Consider the following 17,162-nt stretch of genomic DNA (forward strand, 5'->3'; position numbering starts at 1 on the left):
GTACCAGGTTTTCCTAAAAATAGAACAATAAAAGAAACCCAATCCAAGGATTGGGCTTTTTAAGAAAGTAAGGTTCAAATTCACTTCAAACGTTCAATCCCGAAACCAATTCGCTCCCTCATCCATATGTACAAAGGGAATATCCGTATCAATTACACCTTTGATTCGTTCTAATTCAACATTTTCCCCTTCAAGCCATTTCGCAAAATCTATTGAAGTCGGCTCCTGGTTCCCGCCCAAGGCAATCCAAGCTTTCATTTCCTTAGGTAAATAAGCGGAAGTATGAATCGTTCCCGCCCAGCTGCTATATAAATCCGAGAAGACACCTTGATTGGTATCATTGAACAACCTGTAAGCATCGTAGGCAGATGAAAGTCTCCCTTCATGATCTTGGATGATCTCCAATCGGCGTTTCGAATCGATAAGATGGTTACGGTTCTCATTTTTCATGATTTCAAAGTGATTTGTACAGGCATTTGACGTACGCACCTCTACATTTCTCGGAGAGGTTTCAACGATATAGGTACTTCCGCTTTGATCATAGACGACGTAAGTGAAGGAATGACGATGCGGGATTTCCTTCAACATCGCGACCGCTTCCTGTACGTTCGCACAAGATTCAACAATCAGTCTGCCAATCATGCAGCAAATGAAACCATCACCAGGGTTCTTACGATTCATGAAGTTATAGCCTATCACCAAACCTTTTTCATTCATTCCATCCATTCGGCCAGTCCCTCGCTGACTCGGGCCGATGCTTGAATACCCTTGATCGGTTGGCTGGAATAAGACATAGCGTCCCTCATAGGTCTTTGGGTGGTAATCATAATTGCGAATGAGATAATCATCGCCTGTCATGATGGAGCAGCCCGACCGAACATAATCCAATCGGTATCCACCGAACTCTTGCAGAACGCGATCCATTGACCATTTCAACGCTTCTTGCAACCCCAGTAATTCTTCCCAAACTCCAGGGGCGAATTGTGTAATTGCTTTCTTGACCTCTTCTTCCTCAACCGTAAACCGCGGCTGCCTGATCTTCCACTGATCTTCACGATTTTTTACCGTTAGTGAATCTTTTAATTCCTCCCCTTGCATGTATCCAAACTCATAATGTGTTCCCCGAAATTGTATGACATCACTATATATTTGCTTCACGGCTTATCCCTCATTTACAGTAGTTGCTATTCAAATTAAGGATACTTGAAGTATTGTTGAAAATAAAGAAGATAAACCTTAAATTTCAATGAACATCTCCCGCAAGATCGACTCATATTTTGTGCCTGGTATATCTAAAAGAATAGAAATTTTATCAATTACGATGATAACAGCATTAATTGGCTAAACTTGATATCCAGAGGCGGCAAAATGGGGATGAGTGGATATAAAATTAGTTGTTTTTTCGGCTCAGCTTCATGGCAAATGAATGCATATCCGATCGGAATAAACCTTTATAGTATTCGACCAGATTACCCTTGGAATCAAAAATCATTCGTTCTGTAATCAACACGCACATCATTTCGTTCAAACCTAAATGTTCAGCATCTTCTTTAGATGGAAAGCCGCATGTAATAATTTGTTCCGCTTCGTTAAAGTGAATGTTTAGATTTTCTTCGAGCGCATCATACAATACTGTTGTACTTAAATTGAATTTCGTCAATTTTTTTCCTAGTTCCAAAGAATAGTAATGCATTTCAATCGCTATGGGGACATCCCCCTGTAACCTCAGCCTTTTAATATGGTAAGACTCATCTTCAAAACCATTTGCATCTGCAATATTTCCAGGGGTCAATACACGGCCATGGTCAAGTAATTTAATTCTCATGCTTTTAGTAGTTTCAGTGAAACTTATCATCCGGAGCCATTCCTGTACAGGTTTTTGGGAAACGAACGTCCCCTTGCCATGCCTTTTTTCCAATATCCCTCCACGAACCAGGATGGAAACAGCTTCCCGTACAGTGCTCCTGCTGACAGAATACATGTCCATGAGTTCCCTTTCACTTGGGATTTTATCCTTATAATAACCTTCTAAAATCTGATCTTCCAAAATGGTTTTTAATTGAGCGTGTAATGGGATTGGATTTTCAAAGTCTAACTCCATAAAATTCCCTCCAAACAGGCGATCTATTAGTGAACAAAAAGCCCCCTTCATCGTTTGACAAAGGAAGCTTTATTCAATTTCCTAAAATAATAGAAGTAACCGGATTGAAACATGTCTTGACTACTTAACTTCAAAAGAATCAACTATGCCAATAATCGCTGCATCAATTGGAGAATTTTTTTCATTCGTCAACTTTTGTGCAGGTAAGCCTTGTGTGATAATAACCGTTTCACCGACACCTGCTCCAATTCGATCCATGGCAATAACAATATTCCCCACTGATTCTTTCAACGAATTTACCGGCTGAACAATCAATAATTTAACATGTTCCATTCCTTTTTCTTTTTGAGTTGTCCAAACACTTCCTATAACTTTTCCTAAAAGCATCTTATACATCCTTTTTAACAAACAGGACATTTAGTTTATTAGCTTTAATCAAATCCTTTGCCAAAGGAGAAATGATGGTACCCTTCTGAAGGTAAATGGTATCATTCGGGCTATAGGATTTTGATTCAAACCAGTCAGTCGTAAGTAACTTTTTGGTGTAGGACAAATGATCACCTTTAGAATGATTTTCTCCCAATGGCTCTTGTTTATTTTGGCCGTTCACTTCCAGCTCTTTACAAAGTTCATTAATGATTACATCAGCTAAATCCTTTTGCGGTGAAAACGTTATGCCAAGCTCAGTCATTTGCTTTATATACTCATCAAACCGTTTACGATATGGAGCTGGTAAAGAGATGGCTTTTAAACAACTACGATCCGATCGTTTAATCCCTGGTACATCTTCGCCAACTAATATGAATTTTTGCAACAGGTTCGCCGAGAAAATGATTTCTGACTTAATTGATCCTTTTAATCCTGTAGCAACCCTTGCCGCATTATCCAAATCAATTTCAGGAATAATGATCCCATCATACCCTTTTGGGAGCTCCATTGCCGATGGAGCATATTCATCAGCCGCAATCACTTTGGTGGCCCCGCTCGATTCAACCTGTTGCATGCCTATCCAAGATGATGTTTCACCATCTAAAAATAAAGTATCAAAAGCTATATTGGCATTTTTCAATTTAATAAACTGATCTGTAAATGGCTCATGTGCTGAGCTATCACAAAAGACAAATAAAACTTTTCCATTATTTTCTTTTTCCTTCTGCACTTGAATAGATTGTAAAACTTCACGTACAACCGATTCTACCATTGAACGAATTTCGATCCTCCTCACCTCCCTTTTCGCGATAGGAATTGCCCATTTTTCCCAACAACTTTTAAATAGTCACCTGTTTTCAAACCTGCTGCATTTCCTTCATCTAAATCAACATGGAAATCCAGTTTGTATCTCGGAGCTACTCGAACAATAACATCCAAGAAAATGATAGAGCGCTCGCCTAATGATTGAAGAAGTAAACCATCTCCATGCTTAACGTCAAAATGTTGAGCATTCTCAGGTGACATATGCACATGACTCTTTGCTATAATCACTCCTTTATGGAGGGCTATACAGCCTTTTGGTCCAATTAGCGTCAAGCCTGGCGTATCATCGATTGAACCTGATAATCGTATGGGAGGATGGATTCCCAATTGAAACCCATCCGTTTTAGATATTTCTACTTGAGTATCTTCCCTTACCGGTCCAAGGATTCGGACATTCGGGATCATCCCTTTCGGCCCCAGTAAAGTGACTTGTTCCTTTGCAGCAAATTGTCCTGGTTGTGACAATTCCCGTATGGGAGTTAGTTCGTAATTATTTCCAAACAGGATTTCAACATCGTGTGATGATAAATGAATATGCCTATTTGAAACACCCACAGGAATCATTAAATTATGCTTTTCCTTTTCGAATGACGCCAAGGAATGTTTAATATGGTGCTGATATCCAATGACAATTTTTCTATCTCTTAAGAAATCTGCCGCCGCAGGAGTTAGTCTATCGTCCCCAATAGGGTATGGATTTGGAATCCCGGTTTTCAACATCCGTCTTAATTTGGATTCCGTTATAATTGCCATAAGCTACTGTTTATCCTTCCAACTTCGGAAGAATAAGTTCAATATCAGAATGAGGACGTGGAATGACATGAACGGAAATCAGTTCTCCTATATTTTCAGCTGCTGCGGCTCCTGCGTCTACAGATGCTTTAACCGCTCCAACATCCCCCCGCACCATAACTGTCACTAGGCCTCCACCTGCATGTACTTTACCAATTAGTTTTACATTTGCAGCTTTTGACATGGCATCAGCGGCCTCTATTGCACCTACTAACCCTTTTGTTTCGATCATTCCTAATGCTCCCATTTCTACGCTCATTGTTTACGCCTCCCCATTTAAAAGTTATATTTTCAGTTCTTGCAGGACACTTTTTACGATATCCATAACTTCCGATCTTGAAATGGTTTTCTCACTACCTGTTTCCTCTTTTCGGGCATGAACATCGTCTGATTCTTGTGCATTTGACATTTCACGAACCCCAAAAGCAATTCGTTTGATATTCAATAGATGCTCTGGACCGATGTTGTCCGACGATACATTGTTTCCATATGTTCCACAACCAAGTGTCATTGATGGTGTAATCCCTGTCGTAGCACCTATTCCTCCAAATGTTGTTCCGGAATTGACTACAACTCGAGATACTTTTTGTTCCAACCCTATCTTTTCAATAATTTGTTTGTTTTCAGAATGAATCCCAATCGTATGGCCAAGTCCGCCCACTTTAAGTAATTCATTACAAACATGACTAGCTTCCTGCCAATCCTCAACAGTATAATAAGCTAAAATTGGAGATAACTTTTCTACTGAAAAAGGATAAGACTTTCCGATATTCGTTTCTTCTGCAATCAATACCGTAATCCCACCTGAAACGAATATCCCTGCCATATTGGCTAATGTTTGTGGGGATTTGCCCACTATTCCAGGATTCAACCTCCCGTTGACCATGATGATTTCCTCTATTTTTTTCTTTTCATAATCATCCAGGAAATAAGCCCCTTCATTTTCCAACTCTTTTTTCACTTTTCTTTTTATACTTTTTTCTACAATGATCGCTTGCTCGGATGCACAGATGGTCCCATAATCAAACGTTTTACTCTGCACGATTTGTTTAACGGCTTTTTCTACATTTGCACTGGAATGAATAAAAACTGGAACATTTCCAGGTCCTACCCCATATGCAGGTTTACCTGAACTGTAAGCAACCTTAACCATATCTGTACCGCCAGTAGCTAAAATTAGATCCGTCAACTTATGATTAATTAACTCATGTGCCGAAGAAAGTGTCGGATTTGTAATGCTTGAAATGATACCTTTTGGTGCATTTGCTTCCTCTGCAGCTTCTTGCAGAATTCTCACCGTTTCATTTGTACATTTTGCAGCAGTTGGATGTGGACTAAAAACGATGGCGTTTCTGGACTTTAATGAGATAAGTGCTTTAAAGATGGTTGTTGAAGTAGGGTTGGTGGACGGGACAATCCCCGCTATTACGCCCACTGGTTCAGCTACTTCCCACACTTGTTTTTCTTCATTACGAGAAATGATCCCTACTGTCTTTTTATCTTTCATTGATTCAAATATATCTCTTGCGGAAAATAGATTTTTTATCCGCTTATCGTCTATCTTTCCATACCCCGTTTCATCAACAGCCATCGCTGCAAGCCTTCCAGCTTCCTTTGTAGCAGCTTGAGCCATACTCTGAACAATTTGATCAACTTGGTCTTGAGTCATTTTTTCAATTTTTTGCTGTGCTAACTTTGCTTGTTCAAGAAGCTGTCTTGCTTCTTGAATCGATTCAAGATCTTTATCAAGCATCATCATTTATCCCCACCTTTCCCATTCTGAAGTGCATTTACATATTTTATTAATTCCTCTTTTTTCGCAGTTGTAATTTCTTGGGGGGATAGAGGGAAGCCACTTAAAGAATTGGCAAGCTTTCTTAACTCTTGTGTGCTCTTTTTATGAAGTTCTTTTACATTTTCATCGACTTTTTCATCACTTGCTATGATCCTTGGCTGTTCAACTGGCTGGATTGCTTTTTCACTTTTGACAGCCTTTTTTTCTTCTTCAAGCTTTGGAAAGAGCATTTTGATAACATGATCATCCGGTCGCGCTAAAACATGGGAATAACGGAATATTCCGACTTTTCTAGCCGCTTCTTCTCCTACAATAACAGCCGATTGTACGGAAGAAACATCCCCCACTATATAAATTGTCACGATCCCTGCATCTGCCCCTTGATAGGTAGTGATTTTTACATCAGCTGCTTTCGAAGCGGCATCTGCAGCAGCAATCATTGCGGGAAAGCCAATAGTTTCTACCAGACCTAATGCATAGGCATTTTTCACCAATATTTTCACCTCTCCGCCTCTTTGATTCCCGTTTATAGGAAAACTCCTCATATTGGTTGAAAGAATTTTTTTCTTTTGTAAACGAACCTTATTTATAGAATTTAATCGCCATTAGCTAGGCGCAAATTAATTTTTGGAATTAACTGATCCAAGTCCCCGATACTATCAATAACATAATGAGCACCAGCTTTTTTGAATCTTTCTGCCACTACTTCCAGTTTTTCCGCTAAAATTTCTGGATCTAGAGCATTCACTTCTTCTTCCTTCAACCCTAATTCACTGCTGCCTCTTAATATGCCTACACTCCAACAACCCGAGTTAATCCCTTCTTTTATATCACTCACTGTATCTCCCACTTTTATAAAATGCTTCATAGGATAGACTCCTAAATTCATGGCATTTTGATAAATCATCCACGGAAACGGACGTCCAGCAGGCACATCATCCGGCGTTACTAACATATCTGGAGCGTAACCCCTTTTTTTCGCTCCTGCCGCAACAATTTCCATCATTTCAGCTGTATATCCAGTGGTAGAACCAATCTTTACCCCTTTTCTTCTCAGACGTTCAACTAATTCAATAGCACCCGGTATTGGAGTACAGTAGTTAGGAAGTATCGAAAACAGCAAAGGTTCAAAATCTGCATATAGAGCATCGACATCTTTATCTTCAGGCAAATTACCATACTTACTTTTCCATAATTCTGCGATTCGGTCCATATCGCACATTTTTCGAATATGATCCCACTTTAAGAGGCCCATTGGTGCCCGTGCTTCCTCATCTAACACTTCTATTCCTCTTTTTCTAAATACCTCTTTGAACACCTCTAGTGGTGCAAAGCAACCATAATCAACAGTTGTTCCTGCCCAGTCAAAAATAACCGCCTCAATTTGGGGAGAATGATTATTCAAAACGCCAACCTCCTTCTTCGACAACATAATGGTATTTCTCCTATTTAAGTGATTGGGAGTTTTATTGTTATTATTATTAACAGATGTGGTTCCTATATCTCTATTTTTCTATCTTATTAGAATGGGCTCTATACGGTAGTTTCTTCTACACTCACATCAACAACTTCAATTTCTTCATGAACATGAATGCCTCTTTTCTTCAGTTCATCAAAAATCATTGTCGGTTCAAATGCTTCTTCCGGAATTAGCACCCCTGTTTGCTTCACCAAGCCTTTAGCGATAATCTCAGTAGCTATCGCCATTGGGATTCCTACATTTCTTGTATAGGCTCTTAGCTTTTCCCATCCCTTAACGGATCCATCACTAGAGGGGTGCGTATGGTATAAAACATGACGCTTTTTAACACCATCTTTTATCCCGACAACTTCAACATGGAGAGAATACCCGTATAATTCAGTTTCCTGGCCAGCCTTTGACTGAAGCAAGTAATCACCAATAATATCCATAAGGCCTATTTCTTTTTCATTCACCACCACTTTTGGGTTTGCAATGATTCCGTAGTCATATAGCGAACGAACTAACTGCATATTTTGTTTAGGCCAAGTACCCCTGACTTCGATTAGCTGTACGCCCTTATATGAAAGCGCTTTAGCAAGTGTGCGTGTTTCAGAATGAGGAATAATATATTGAACGGTTTCACCATACGGCTCAGGCAGTTTGATGTTTCTGGGTCTTGCAAATGGAGCAACTTGCACAAACTCCCCTTTTTCAAAAACGATTCTTCCAGGAAGGTCTGGATCGTACTCATAAGTAGTTGTTTCCGTTATTGATTTTGAAAAGGCGATCGGCCTAAATGACCCGTGGCTTACTCTAATGGATTCAATTTCTTCCAATTGATTGGCAGCGTGCATGGCCATCATTTGAGTTACACCTGGTGTCATCCCAAAGCCTGGAACTGCAGTTCTATTGTTGTTTATGAAAATTTCTGAAAATTCATCTTCTGCACCAAATCCATTTAAATTGATTCCATGACATCCCGCTTCTGCAATACATGCCGTAGAAATACCATTTAATGTAATGGTAGTGCCATCCATTACTATATCGTAGCCCCTCATCTGCTCAACTGTTTCATCATGATTCATTACATTTACTTTCACGAAGTTCACACGAGGGTCGTTTAGTTCGTTAACTAATTCTTTCCCTAATGCTTCATTGAAATCACCAATTGTAATTTCATCAAATTCGGAATACTCGACGAGATCAAGAACAGCTTCTCTACAGATTCTACCAGCTCCGCCTAAACAGAATACTCTCATTAGCAACATCCTCTTTTTTAAATATTCACTCAATTATGAGTTACTTAAAGTTTACCATATGGATATTGTTTTGTCTTGTTTTTACTTGTTTTTTATTTGTTTTTATTTGTTTTTATTTTTTTGTTTCATTTTCCCTTTGTACAAATTCATCATTTCCTTTATTTCTTTCTTATTGATAAAAATTTTCTCAATCAGCTATGTGGAACACCAAAATAATAGGAGAAAAAAAAAAGCCAAGTTCTCAAATCTCAAGAACCGGCTTTCTATTCTATATAACTATTTTATTATTCTATCCTTCTTGCACATCCTTACGACTTGGTATCCTATGCTGCATTTTTTTCTTTTCTTGTGATTTTGCTTGTCGATGTTCAATGTTGTTACTAATTTTTGTTAAAATGAAAGTAATGAAAACAGCCGCACATACAAGCCCATAAAAGCCAGCACCAATTCCAATACCTACACCTCCAGCAAAAAAAACCATAGCGGCAGATGTTAACCCTTGTACCCTAAGTCCGTCTTTTAAAATTAGACCAGCCCCTAAAAAACCTAGGCCAGAAACAATTTGTGCAGAAAGCCTCATAGGATCCATTCTAATATTTATATTTGAATGACTGAAAACGTCAACACTGTAAATTGAAACAAGAGTGATTAAAGTGCAAGATACAGAAACATAAGTAAATGTTTTTAATCCAGCTGGTTTGTTTTTAGCGCTCCTATCCCAACCGATGAACATTCCTAGCAGAGCACTGATTACTAGTCTTAAATAAATTTCTATATTTTGCAAAAAATGTTCTTCGTAAAGTACAAGTAAATACTCCATTTGCTGATCCCCCTTCATAGGCAAAAAATCCGCCTATATTACTGAGAGATTTTCTTGTTTTATTTTTCATCTATTGTAGTGTCTGCAACCAACCATTTTACATTGTTTTCTCTCAGTGGTGTTTCCCAATCACTTGGATGTTGTCTATCGGATATCACCATACTTATATCTTGAAGATCTGCCATTTTATAATGGGTGCGTTTTCCTACCTTCGAATGATCAATTAATAATATGGACTTTTCTGATTGCGCGATTAGCTTCTTCGCCACCATACCTTTTGAAAAGTCATAGCTGGTAATCCCACTTTTTATAGAAAGACCATCTGCCGAGATAAAAAACTTGTCAATGTAGAGTCCATCCAGCATCTGTAATGTGAAAGGCCCAGATACCCTATGATGAGAAGTGTTGATCTCTCCACCTAACATGATAATCTTTCCTGAAAAAATATTTTGATGGTTTAAATCAATGAGAACAGAGAGGGAATTAATTGAAGTGGTATAAATAGTCAAGTTTTTCTTTTTCCGCAGATTTTTTGCCAATTGCAATGGTGTGCTCCCATCATCAATGGCTATTACATCGTTGTCATTAATAAGATTAACTGCTATTTCCCCGATTCTTCTTTTTTCATCAGAATGTATGACCTCCCTTTCATCAGTGGAAGGCTCCCCATTAAAAAATGAATTTTCAATAGCCCCGCCATAGACTTTTTTTAACTTTTCTTCTTGATGTAATTCATCCAAGTATTTCCGGATGGTTTCAGTTGAAACCTTTAATATGCCCGCTAGATCCTTAACCGTAACCTTTCCGCTAACCTCTAATAATTCTAGAATTTTTCTCTTTCTTTCTTCTCCAGCTAGTGACAAGACTTTCACCCCAAAATTAGTATTTCCATCATTGTTTCATAAGTTTGATTACATTACTATTCTAACCGGGATTTCCAATAACCGTTAAAAAGAAATCCAATCTATAAAAAAAAGTATAAGAAACAATGATGGAAGATACAAGCATTCTAAGGAAAGACTTAGTTATTAAATGCAGGTTTCTGCCAATAGCTGCTTTGCTCAATCGCAAGTAATAATGCTTCCATATCGCTTTGATGTACATTTCCGATGTTACCAATTCTAAACGTATTTAAATTGGTGACTTTTCCTGGATAGATTACAAATCCTTTTTCTTTTAATTTTTTGTAAAATTCAGTAAACTCAAATTCCTTATCTTGCGGATAGTAGAAAGGCGTAATAAATGGTGACTGTAATTCATCGGGAAGCAACGGTTCGAAATTAAGTTTTTTCATTCCTTCTACAAGCATCCTTTGGTTATTTCTATATCTTTCTGCTCTTCTCTTTATACCACCTTCTTCAGCCAATTCTTTTAATGCTTGTGCAAATGCCCGAACCACATGAGTAGGAGAAGTGAATCGCCACTTGCCATTATCGTTTTCCATCGTTTTCCACTGATCATAAAGATCCAGTGATAGGGACCTTGCGTTTGACTTGCACTTTACAAACTCTTCAATTTTGACGATGGCAAAACCAAAACCAGGCACGCCCTCGATACACTTATTTGCACTACTAATGAGAAAATCAATGTTTAGTGTATCTATATCCATTTCAATGCCACCGAAGCTGCTCATCGCGTCTACAATAAAAATCTTGTTATGTTTTTTGACAATTTCACTTACTTTTTCAATAGGGTTTAGCATACCGGTTGTGGTTTCACAATGAACAATAGCAACATGAGTTATATCTTGATCATTCTCCAATGTTTTATTTACCTCATTCAGGTCTGGATGATTAACCTCCCCACTATCCAATACAACCGTATTGATCCCAAGGATACCCGATATTTTTGCTATCCTATTTCCATATGCCCCATTGGCTAGCACTAGTAATTTCCCGCTTTTTGGAATCACGGTTCCGATTACAGATTCGACACTAAAAGTCCCACTTCCCTGCATCAAAACAGCTGAGTACTTATCCTTTGTAGCAGTTGCCAGTTGTACAATCGTCTTCCTGATATCTTGAACAATATTATTATAGTCATCATCCCAAGTACACCAATCCTTCATCATTGCTAATTTAACCGTTTCAGTTGTAGTTAATGGACCAGGAGTTAGTAATAAATAAGGATTGTTTGTAATATCTTTAACATTCATTTTAATTCCACCTTTTTAAAGTTTTTTTATTTTTGTAAATGTCCTATTTGTTTGGATCTATAAATGATCAATGAAAATAAAAGAGACACCCTTCAATTCTTAACTATTTTGTCCGCTAAATAAGGTTGATTTTTTGTAGATGCACTATTTTCACGTTCGCTCATCGTTTTCAGTAAAACTACACAAATTAATGATAAAACACCAAGTAACATGAGATAGATTGCAGCCGGAAGCCACGAACCATTAAACTTTGCAATAAGCCAAGTAGCAATTAATGGTGCTGTACCTCCGAAAAGGGCGGCACCTAGTTGATAGCCTACTGAAATTCCTGTATATCGAATTTCTGCTATAAACATTTCAGAGAATAAAGTGCCCATAACAGAAGTAATGATAGACCAAAGAGCATACCCGATCATTACCGCGACGGTTAGCAAAAGTACCGATTTCTTAGAGAGTAAAAGGAAGTAGGGTATCGAGAAGATAATTACTCCTAACGTCCCACTAATAAATATACTTTTCCTTCCAATTCGGTCAGATAATTTACCAATAAGAGGAATCATAAAGAGAGAAACTAGTGTTCCGATTGTCACGGCATTTAACACCGGACTTTCCGGCATCTTTAATGTATTAGTTGCGTATGAGACCCCAAAAGTCGCAAACATATAGAAAGGAGCGGTCTCAATGGCTTTTGCACCTGTAATCAAAAGTACTTCTTTCCAATGGTATTTTAATGTATCAGCAATCGGAAGTTTAGACACTTTGCCTTCATCTTTTGCCTTTTGAAAATCTGGGGTTTCCTCTAAGCCATTCCGTATCCATAAACCGATTAAGACTAGCGCCAAGCTTCCAACGAATGGAATACGCCAACCCCATGAAAGAAAAGCGGCATCTGGCAACAAGCTCACAAGAGATATGGTAGCGGTGGCAAGGATCATTCCGACAGCTGCTCCCATCATCGGGATACTTCCAGCAAAACCACGTTTTTCTTTCTCTGTGTATTCTACTGCAAGAAGGACTGCTCCTCCCCATTCACCACCAACAGCGATTCCTTGAATCAACCTTAAAGTGACAAGCAAAACTGGTGCCCAAACCCCAATAGTTTGGTAACCAGGTAATAAACCAATGAGGGCCGTACTCACACCCATGATTCCAAGGGTATATACTAATGACTTTTTTCTCCCAATTTTGTCTCCAATGTGGCTGAAAATAATACCTCCAAGCGGACGAAAGAAGTAAGGTATCCCAAAAGATGCTAATGCGATCAGTAAACCAACCGCTGGACTAAAATTCGGGAAGAAAAGTTTGTTGAAAACTAATGAAGCCACAGTACCATACAACAAATAATCATAATATTCTATTGAACTACCAATCAAACTTGCAACCAAGGCTTTTCTTTTGATCTTTTTCGAGTGAACATTTACCGACATAAAACCCCCCCTTTTTTTTAAAACTCAAAGATGAAAGCGTTTTCCAATGTGTAAAATAACATATCACATTTTCTGACAATTGGGAATATTTTTTCTATTTTTTTTTTTATTTAATTGGCACTAAGGTTTTTTTAGGTTGGTTTTTATTTGTTTTATGAAATGTATGTTGAAAACTAAAATTTATAACTTTTTACTTATGAAGAGATAAATGAACGTTTATAGCCGTGGCTTTTAAAAGCTTATTGACTGGAAACTTGTTCATTCGGTTATGTAATCCATAGGCAGTCTAAAGCCAATGAATGTTCTTATATAACCGAAAACACAAGTTTTCATTACTTTGTACTAAATTAAGAGGCATAATCTTACTAAAAAAAGGCTTTTTACGAACCTCAACCACTTCGTTCGGGAATGGACACATGTAAAAGCGCTGAAGAGCAGATCAGCGCTTTTTTTATAAGATGAAAACATAGGAAACCCAAAACGCTTTAAGATACACGGTGTAAAAAAACTTTCAATTATTCCAATTCTTTTTTCAGTTCACAATATTCATTTTAGTGCTTTGTCACTTTGTAAATAAATTCATTATAGCAACATAAAAGTAAATTATTCATAAATAATTATTTATCAGGAAAAAATGCGGGTGAATTTTTGATTTTGAGAGATTTAGACATCAGATCATCAAGTTACTATTTCCCCTAGTAGTAGTGAAGGTTCTTGGAACAGGGCGGTTGCACAAGTAAAAGCTGTTAAGGTGGATGTGATAAAAATTTCATTTCAGCTATGAAAGTTGATTTATTTGATAACCCCGAATAATTTAATAATACGGAGGTTCCAGATACAGATATATCCCTTGTGGAAAACTTTATTATTGATAATGAGTCGAGGATGAAAATTTCTCTCCATTTTTCTTATTAATTTTTCCTGCTTCCAGCTATTCTAGACAACTTTGATGTTATTGGGCAAAAAAACTCGATTCCTACTATCCTACCACCTTCATCAATATCTAACTCTAAATATTCATTTACTTCTAATTCAATAGTAGATGATATCTTATACTTACTGACGAGGGTAAAGTATATAAATATGCTAACTTCGCTTCTTCATCATATGTAACCCTGGATTTCATTTTATCCCCTTCCACCTTAATTTGGATTTTGCTGTTTTTATAGATAGTAGATGTTGTGTAGAATGTTACTTGGATATATAAACCAGAAAAATATTCCGAAAGTTAGTTGACTGTCATCGATTACTGACATGCAAATAACGTATTAGAAAAATAAATTCGAAGTCTTACTGTCTTTTTTGAGGATAAATCTCCTGCTGATTAATGGAATTCCATAGACTACAATGAACAAATTAGAAGGAAAACATGGTTTTCTATATTTAAACACAGTAAAAGTATGATGATCATGGTTAATTGTTAATATAATCACAATAGTTAACCGCCTTCGGAATTACTGCTTCTTAAACTCGATACGGACATCATAAGTTGAAAATAAGATAAGCCTTTAAAATTTTTGAAACAACTCACCACCCTATATCTCCCTCATAATCTGTAACTAGGCACATTTATGGGGGGGACGGATCATGGAGATGGAATTAACGGCACTCCATTGGATTTATGTTGTATTTATTGCATTGATAATCGGGTTTATGGTAAAACGTCGTGATACTACCCTCATCTGCATAATTGGCATTTTCCTTTTGGCCTTAGTGGCTACAGGCAGTTTAGCCTCATCCGTAAGCGGGATATTCAACAGCTTCATTTTCGCAATAACGGAATTAATGTCCACGATTTTAATCATTTCAATCATCGTTGCCATGAGCACGGTTTTAACGAGGTCCGGCATTAATGATGTCATGATTGCACCGTTTGCAAAATTCATTAAGAATCCTACACTCGCCTTTTGGGTAATTGGAATCGTCATGATGATAATATCTTGGTTTTTCTGGCCATCACCTGCCGTTGCCTTACTTGGGGCAGTCCTGCTCCCCGTTGCCTTACGGGCTGGTTTACCTGCCCTTGGCGTGGCGATGGCGATGAACCTTTTTGGTCATGGTATCGCATTATCAGGGGATTTCATCATTCAGGCTGCTCCTAAACTTACGGGGGATGCCGCTTCCATACCAGTCGGTGATGTCATCACTGCGAGCATTCCCCTTGTCATTACAATGGGGGTCGTCACCACCCTCTCCGCCTTTATCCTTTTAAAGCGGGATATGAAGCTTGGAAGAATCAAGGGGGCGGACAATGAGGGAATCGTCCAAGATCAAACAATCAGTGAAGATCTGCTCACACTGGGACAAAAGAAGTTTTTTGCCGTTTTCATTCCGATCGCCTTTCTGTTGGATGTTGTGGCATTGTCGGTTTTGAAGTTGCAAGGCGGAGATGCCACGGCGTTGGTTGGCGGTACAGCCGTTTTCATTTTGCTGATTTTATCCCTTGTCGCACATAAACAGCAAGGACTTGAAAAATCAACCGCCTATTTGATTCAGGGTTTTCAATTTGGTTTCAAGGTATTCGGACCTGTGATTCCAATCGCCGCATTCTTCTATTTAGGTGATTCTGGATTCAATCAGATCATCGGTGACTACTTACCAAAAACGTCACTTGGCATCGTCAATGACCTCGGTGCAGCCTTAGCGGCCTCCGTTCCTTTAACGAAAGAAATAGCCGCCGTCACATTAACCGGCATCGGTGCCATCACTGGCTTGGATGGATCCGGCTTCTCAGGCATTTCTTTAGCCGGATCTGTCGCCAAGCTATTTGGAACGGCAATCGGAAGCGGAACCGCCACCTTGACTGCACTCGGGCAAATAACCGCGATTTGGGTTGGCGGAGGTACGCTGATTCCCTGGGCATTGATACCAGCCGCTGCCATATGTAACGTAAGTCCCTTTGAACTTGCCCGCCGGAATCTGCTTCCGGTAACCATTGGTTTGGCAGTGACTACGATAGTCGCGATGTTTCTCATTTAATTGATCTGCATCGATTTTTATCGATTCTAAAGCATGGGAGGAACGGCAGCGAGCCTCCTGCGGGAATAGCGCGTCTAGAGGAGACCCAACAGTCGTAAGCCGAGGGCGGACCGCCCCGGATTGAGAGTGCCCTTCGTTCCAATCAACGTCCAAATGCTAAAACCAATAAAAAACTGTAGATATACTCAATTTTCATTTGAGTTTATCTACAGTTTCAAAGGACTGAGTAAATCAGTCCTTTTTTAGATATAAACCAGGTTTCATGCTTATCCAAGCGGATCATGCCAAACTCACGTTATATTAAATGATTTTGACTTCTGAAACTAATTGGCGGAACGAATTTCGGATGTATTCAAGACAGTCAGCAACCTTAAATCAGAACTTCACAACGACTATTGAGTAAATACTCTTGAATGATTTTTAAAACGATAGCCTGGTTTTGCTTTATATAGAAATGATCACCCTTCAATATATGCAATCTTTCAATATGTTCAATGTATTCATTCCAGCTTTCGATACTCTCCTTCGTCACGGTATCATCCGAGCCCAAAAGCAAAACGGCTTTATTTCCCACCTTTTTATCGCGCTTTTTTTCATGGTGATAGTTGGCTAAAACATTCAAGTCCGACTGGATTATCGGAAGGAATATATTCATGAAATCTTCGGTTTCCAGGAGTTCCTTGTTCGTTCCCCCGATTTTTTCAAGCGATTGTTTTAAATGTTTTGCATTAGAGCAATCGATTTGATCTACTTTATAATTTGGAGACGATTTACTTGAAATGAATAAATGCTCTACTTTTTTAGCATATCTCTCTTCTAATTTTGCCGCAATTTCATAGGCTACGATCGCACCCATGCTATGTCCAAACAATGAGATGCTTCCCAGTGTATCCATTTGATGTTTCGTTTCCATTTCTTTCATTAATATATCTGTCAAATCCGCCATATGGTCACATAATGGTTCACTATATTTACTTCCATGTCCTGGGTATTCCAGTGGAATTACCTCTATCACATCATCATCAAATTTCCATTCTCTATAAAATGATGCACTCCCCCCGGCATAAGGGAAACAAAAAAGTGTCTTCTTCAGCCCTTCCATCCCCCTTCTCCATGAT

At 38.5% G+C, this 17,162-nt stretch carries 17 protein-coding genes; 1 reads left to right on the forward strand and 16 read right to left on the reverse strand.

Annotated elements, in window-relative coordinates; all coding sequences use genetic code 11:
- Window positions 1-93: 93 nt before the first annotated feature.
- From ACQKNS_RS21105 to ACQKNS_RS21175, 15 genes are all read right to left on the reverse strand, one after another.
- Complete coding sequence (locus ACQKNS_RS21105; protein ID WP_427645218.1) at window positions 94-1,158, reverse strand: C45 family autoproteolytic acyltransferase/hydolase; 1,065 nt, start codon at window positions 1,156-1,158, stop codon at window positions 94-96.
- 232 nt (window positions 1,159-1,390) lie between these two features.
- Window positions 1,391-2,101, reverse strand: a complete 711-nt coding sequence (locus tag ACQKNS_RS21110) for a GntR family transcriptional regulator (protein WP_427645220.1) — start codon at window positions 2,099-2,101, stop codon at window positions 1,391-1,393.
- 120 nt (window positions 2,102-2,221) lie between these two features.
- Window positions 2,222-2,488 (reverse strand): EutN/CcmL family microcompartment protein, encoded by a 267-nt coding sequence (locus tag ACQKNS_RS21115; RefSeq protein ID WP_427645221.1) that lies wholly within the window; start codon window positions 2,486-2,488, stop codon window positions 2,222-2,224.
- A gap of 1 nt (window position 2,489) precedes the next feature.
- On the reverse strand, window positions 2,490-3,302 hold the full coding sequence (locus ACQKNS_RS21120; RefSeq protein WP_427645222.1) for a hypothetical protein: 813 nt from the start codon (window positions 3,300-3,302) through the stop codon (window positions 2,490-2,492).
- 20 nt (window positions 3,303-3,322) lie between these two features.
- Complete coding sequence (gene pduL, locus ACQKNS_RS21125) at window positions 3,323-4,108, reverse strand: phosphate propanoyltransferase (RefSeq protein ID WP_427645223.1); 786 nt, start codon at window positions 4,106-4,108, stop codon at window positions 3,323-3,325.
- A gap of 10 nt (window positions 4,109-4,118) precedes the next feature.
- Complete coding sequence (locus ACQKNS_RS21130; protein WP_260287405.1) at window positions 4,119-4,406, reverse strand: BMC domain-containing protein; 288 nt, start codon at window positions 4,404-4,406, stop codon at window positions 4,119-4,121.
- Between the two features lie 24 nt (window positions 4,407-4,430).
- Window positions 4,431-5,903 (reverse strand): acetaldehyde dehydrogenase (acetylating), encoded by a 1,473-nt coding sequence (locus tag ACQKNS_RS21135; protein ID WP_427645459.1) that lies wholly within the window; start codon window positions 5,901-5,903, stop codon window positions 4,431-4,433.
- Window positions 5,903-6,445: a BMC domain-containing protein gene (locus ACQKNS_RS21140; RefSeq protein ID WP_427645224.1), complete on the reverse strand. Its 543-nt coding sequence runs from the start codon at window positions 6,443-6,445 to the stop codon at window positions 5,903-5,905. Before ACQKNS_RS21140 ends, ACQKNS_RS21135 begins: the two co-directional genes overlap by 1 nt.
- A 92-nt stretch (window positions 6,446-6,537) precedes the next feature.
- Window positions 6,538-7,347: a phosphonoacetaldehyde hydrolase gene (gene phnX, locus ACQKNS_RS21145; RefSeq protein WP_427645225.1), complete on the reverse strand. Its 810-nt coding sequence runs from the start codon at window positions 7,345-7,347 to the stop codon at window positions 6,538-6,540.
- A 128-nt stretch (window positions 7,348-7,475) separates the two neighbouring features.
- The gene (locus tag ACQKNS_RS21150; RefSeq protein ID WP_427645226.1) at window positions 7,476-8,663 is read right to left on the reverse strand and encodes a saccharopine dehydrogenase family protein; all 1,188 of its coding nucleotides are present in this window, start codon (window positions 8,661-8,663) and stop codon (window positions 7,476-7,478) included.
- A gap of 289 nt (window positions 8,664-8,952) precedes the next feature.
- On the reverse strand, window positions 8,953-9,483 hold the full coding sequence (locus tag ACQKNS_RS21155; RefSeq protein ID WP_427645227.1) for an MgtC/SapB family protein: 531 nt from the start codon (window positions 9,481-9,483) through the stop codon (window positions 8,953-8,955).
- A 59-nt stretch (window positions 9,484-9,542) separates the two neighbouring features.
- Complete coding sequence (locus ACQKNS_RS21160; protein WP_427645228.1) at window positions 9,543-10,346, reverse strand: DeoR/GlpR family DNA-binding transcription regulator; 804 nt, start codon at window positions 10,344-10,346, stop codon at window positions 9,543-9,545.
- Window positions 10,347-10,504: 158 nt separating this feature from the next.
- Complete coding sequence (gene phnW / locus ACQKNS_RS21165; RefSeq protein ID WP_427645229.1) at window positions 10,505-11,638, reverse strand: 2-aminoethylphosphonate--pyruvate transaminase; 1,134 nt, start codon at window positions 11,636-11,638, stop codon at window positions 10,505-10,507.
- 92 nt (window positions 11,639-11,730) lie between these two features.
- On the reverse strand, window positions 11,731-13,065 hold the full coding sequence (locus tag ACQKNS_RS21170; RefSeq protein WP_427645230.1) for an MFS transporter: 1,335 nt from the start codon (window positions 13,063-13,065) through the stop codon (window positions 11,731-11,733).
- Between the two features lie 911 nt (window positions 13,066-13,976).
- Window positions 13,977-14,150: a DUF2283 domain-containing protein gene (locus tag ACQKNS_RS21175; protein WP_427645460.1), complete on the reverse strand. Its 174-nt coding sequence runs from the start codon at window positions 14,148-14,150 to the stop codon at window positions 13,977-13,979.
- A gap of 502 nt (window positions 14,151-14,652) precedes the next feature.
- On the opposite strand from ACQKNS_RS21175, the gene ACQKNS_RS21180 reads away from it, so the two are divergent.
- Window positions 14,653-16,044, forward strand: a complete 1,392-nt coding sequence (locus ACQKNS_RS21180) for a hypothetical protein (RefSeq protein ID WP_427645231.1) — start codon at window positions 14,653-14,655, stop codon at window positions 16,042-16,044.
- Between the two features lie 370 nt (window positions 16,045-16,414).
- Here ACQKNS_RS21180 and ACQKNS_RS21185 read toward each other — a convergent pair whose 3' ends face one another.
- Window positions 16,415-17,146, reverse strand: a complete 732-nt coding sequence (locus ACQKNS_RS21185) for a thioesterase II family protein (protein ID WP_427645232.1) — start codon at window positions 17,144-17,146, stop codon at window positions 16,415-16,417.
- Between the last annotated feature and the right edge of the window lie 16 nt (window positions 17,147-17,162).

It is taken from the genome of Peribacillus sp. NPDC094092, assembly GCF_050279365.1.
GTDB lineage: Bacteria > Bacillota > Bacilli > Bacillales > DSM-1321 > Peribacillus.

Bases quoted from the DNA above. Each gene is read 5' to 3' on its own strand.
- ACQKNS_RS21135 (WP_427645459.1), bottom strand. From the start codon at position 5,903: ATGATGCTTGATAAAGATCTTGAATCGATTCAAGAAGCAAGACAGCTT.
- ACQKNS_RS21185 (WP_427645232.1), bottom strand. From the start codon at position 17,146: ATGGAAGGGCTGAAGAAGACACTTTTTTGTTTCCCTTATGCCGGGGGG.
- ACQKNS_RS21180 (WP_427645231.1), top strand. From the start codon at position 14,653: ATGGAGATGGAATTAACGGCACTCCATTGGATTTATGTTGTATTTATT.
- ACQKNS_RS21155 (WP_427645227.1), bottom strand. From the start codon at position 9,483: ATGGAGTATTTACTTGTACTTTACGAAGAACATTTTTTGCAAAATATA.
- phnW (WP_427645229.1), bottom strand. From the start codon at position 11,638: ATGAATGTTAAAGATATTACAAACAATCCTTATTTATTACTAACTCCT.
- ACQKNS_RS21110 (WP_427645220.1), bottom strand. From the start codon at position 2,101: ATGGAGTTAGACTTTGAAAATCCAATCCCATTACACGCTCAATTAAAA.
- ACQKNS_RS21150 (WP_427645226.1), bottom strand. From the start codon at position 8,663: ATGAGAGTATTCTGTTTAGGCGGAGCTGGTAGAATCTGTAGAGAAGCT.
- ACQKNS_RS21115 (WP_427645221.1), bottom strand. From the start codon at position 2,488: ATGCTTTTAGGAAAAGTTATAGGAAGTGTTTGGACAACTCAAAAAGAA.
- ACQKNS_RS21120 (WP_427645222.1), bottom strand. From the start codon at position 3,302: ATGGTAGAATCGGTTGTACGTGAAGTTTTACAATCTATTCAAGTGCAG.
- pduL (WP_427645223.1), bottom strand. From the start codon at position 4,108: ATGGCAATTATAACGGAATCCAAATTAAGACGGATGTTGAAAACCGGG.
- ACQKNS_RS21170 (WP_427645230.1), bottom strand. From the start codon at position 13,065: ATGTCGGTAAATGTTCACTCGAAAAAGATCAAAAGAAAAGCCTTGGTT.
- ACQKNS_RS21130 (WP_260287405.1), bottom strand. From the start codon at position 4,406: ATGAGCGTAGAAATGGGAGCATTAGGAATGATCGAAACAAAAGGGTTA.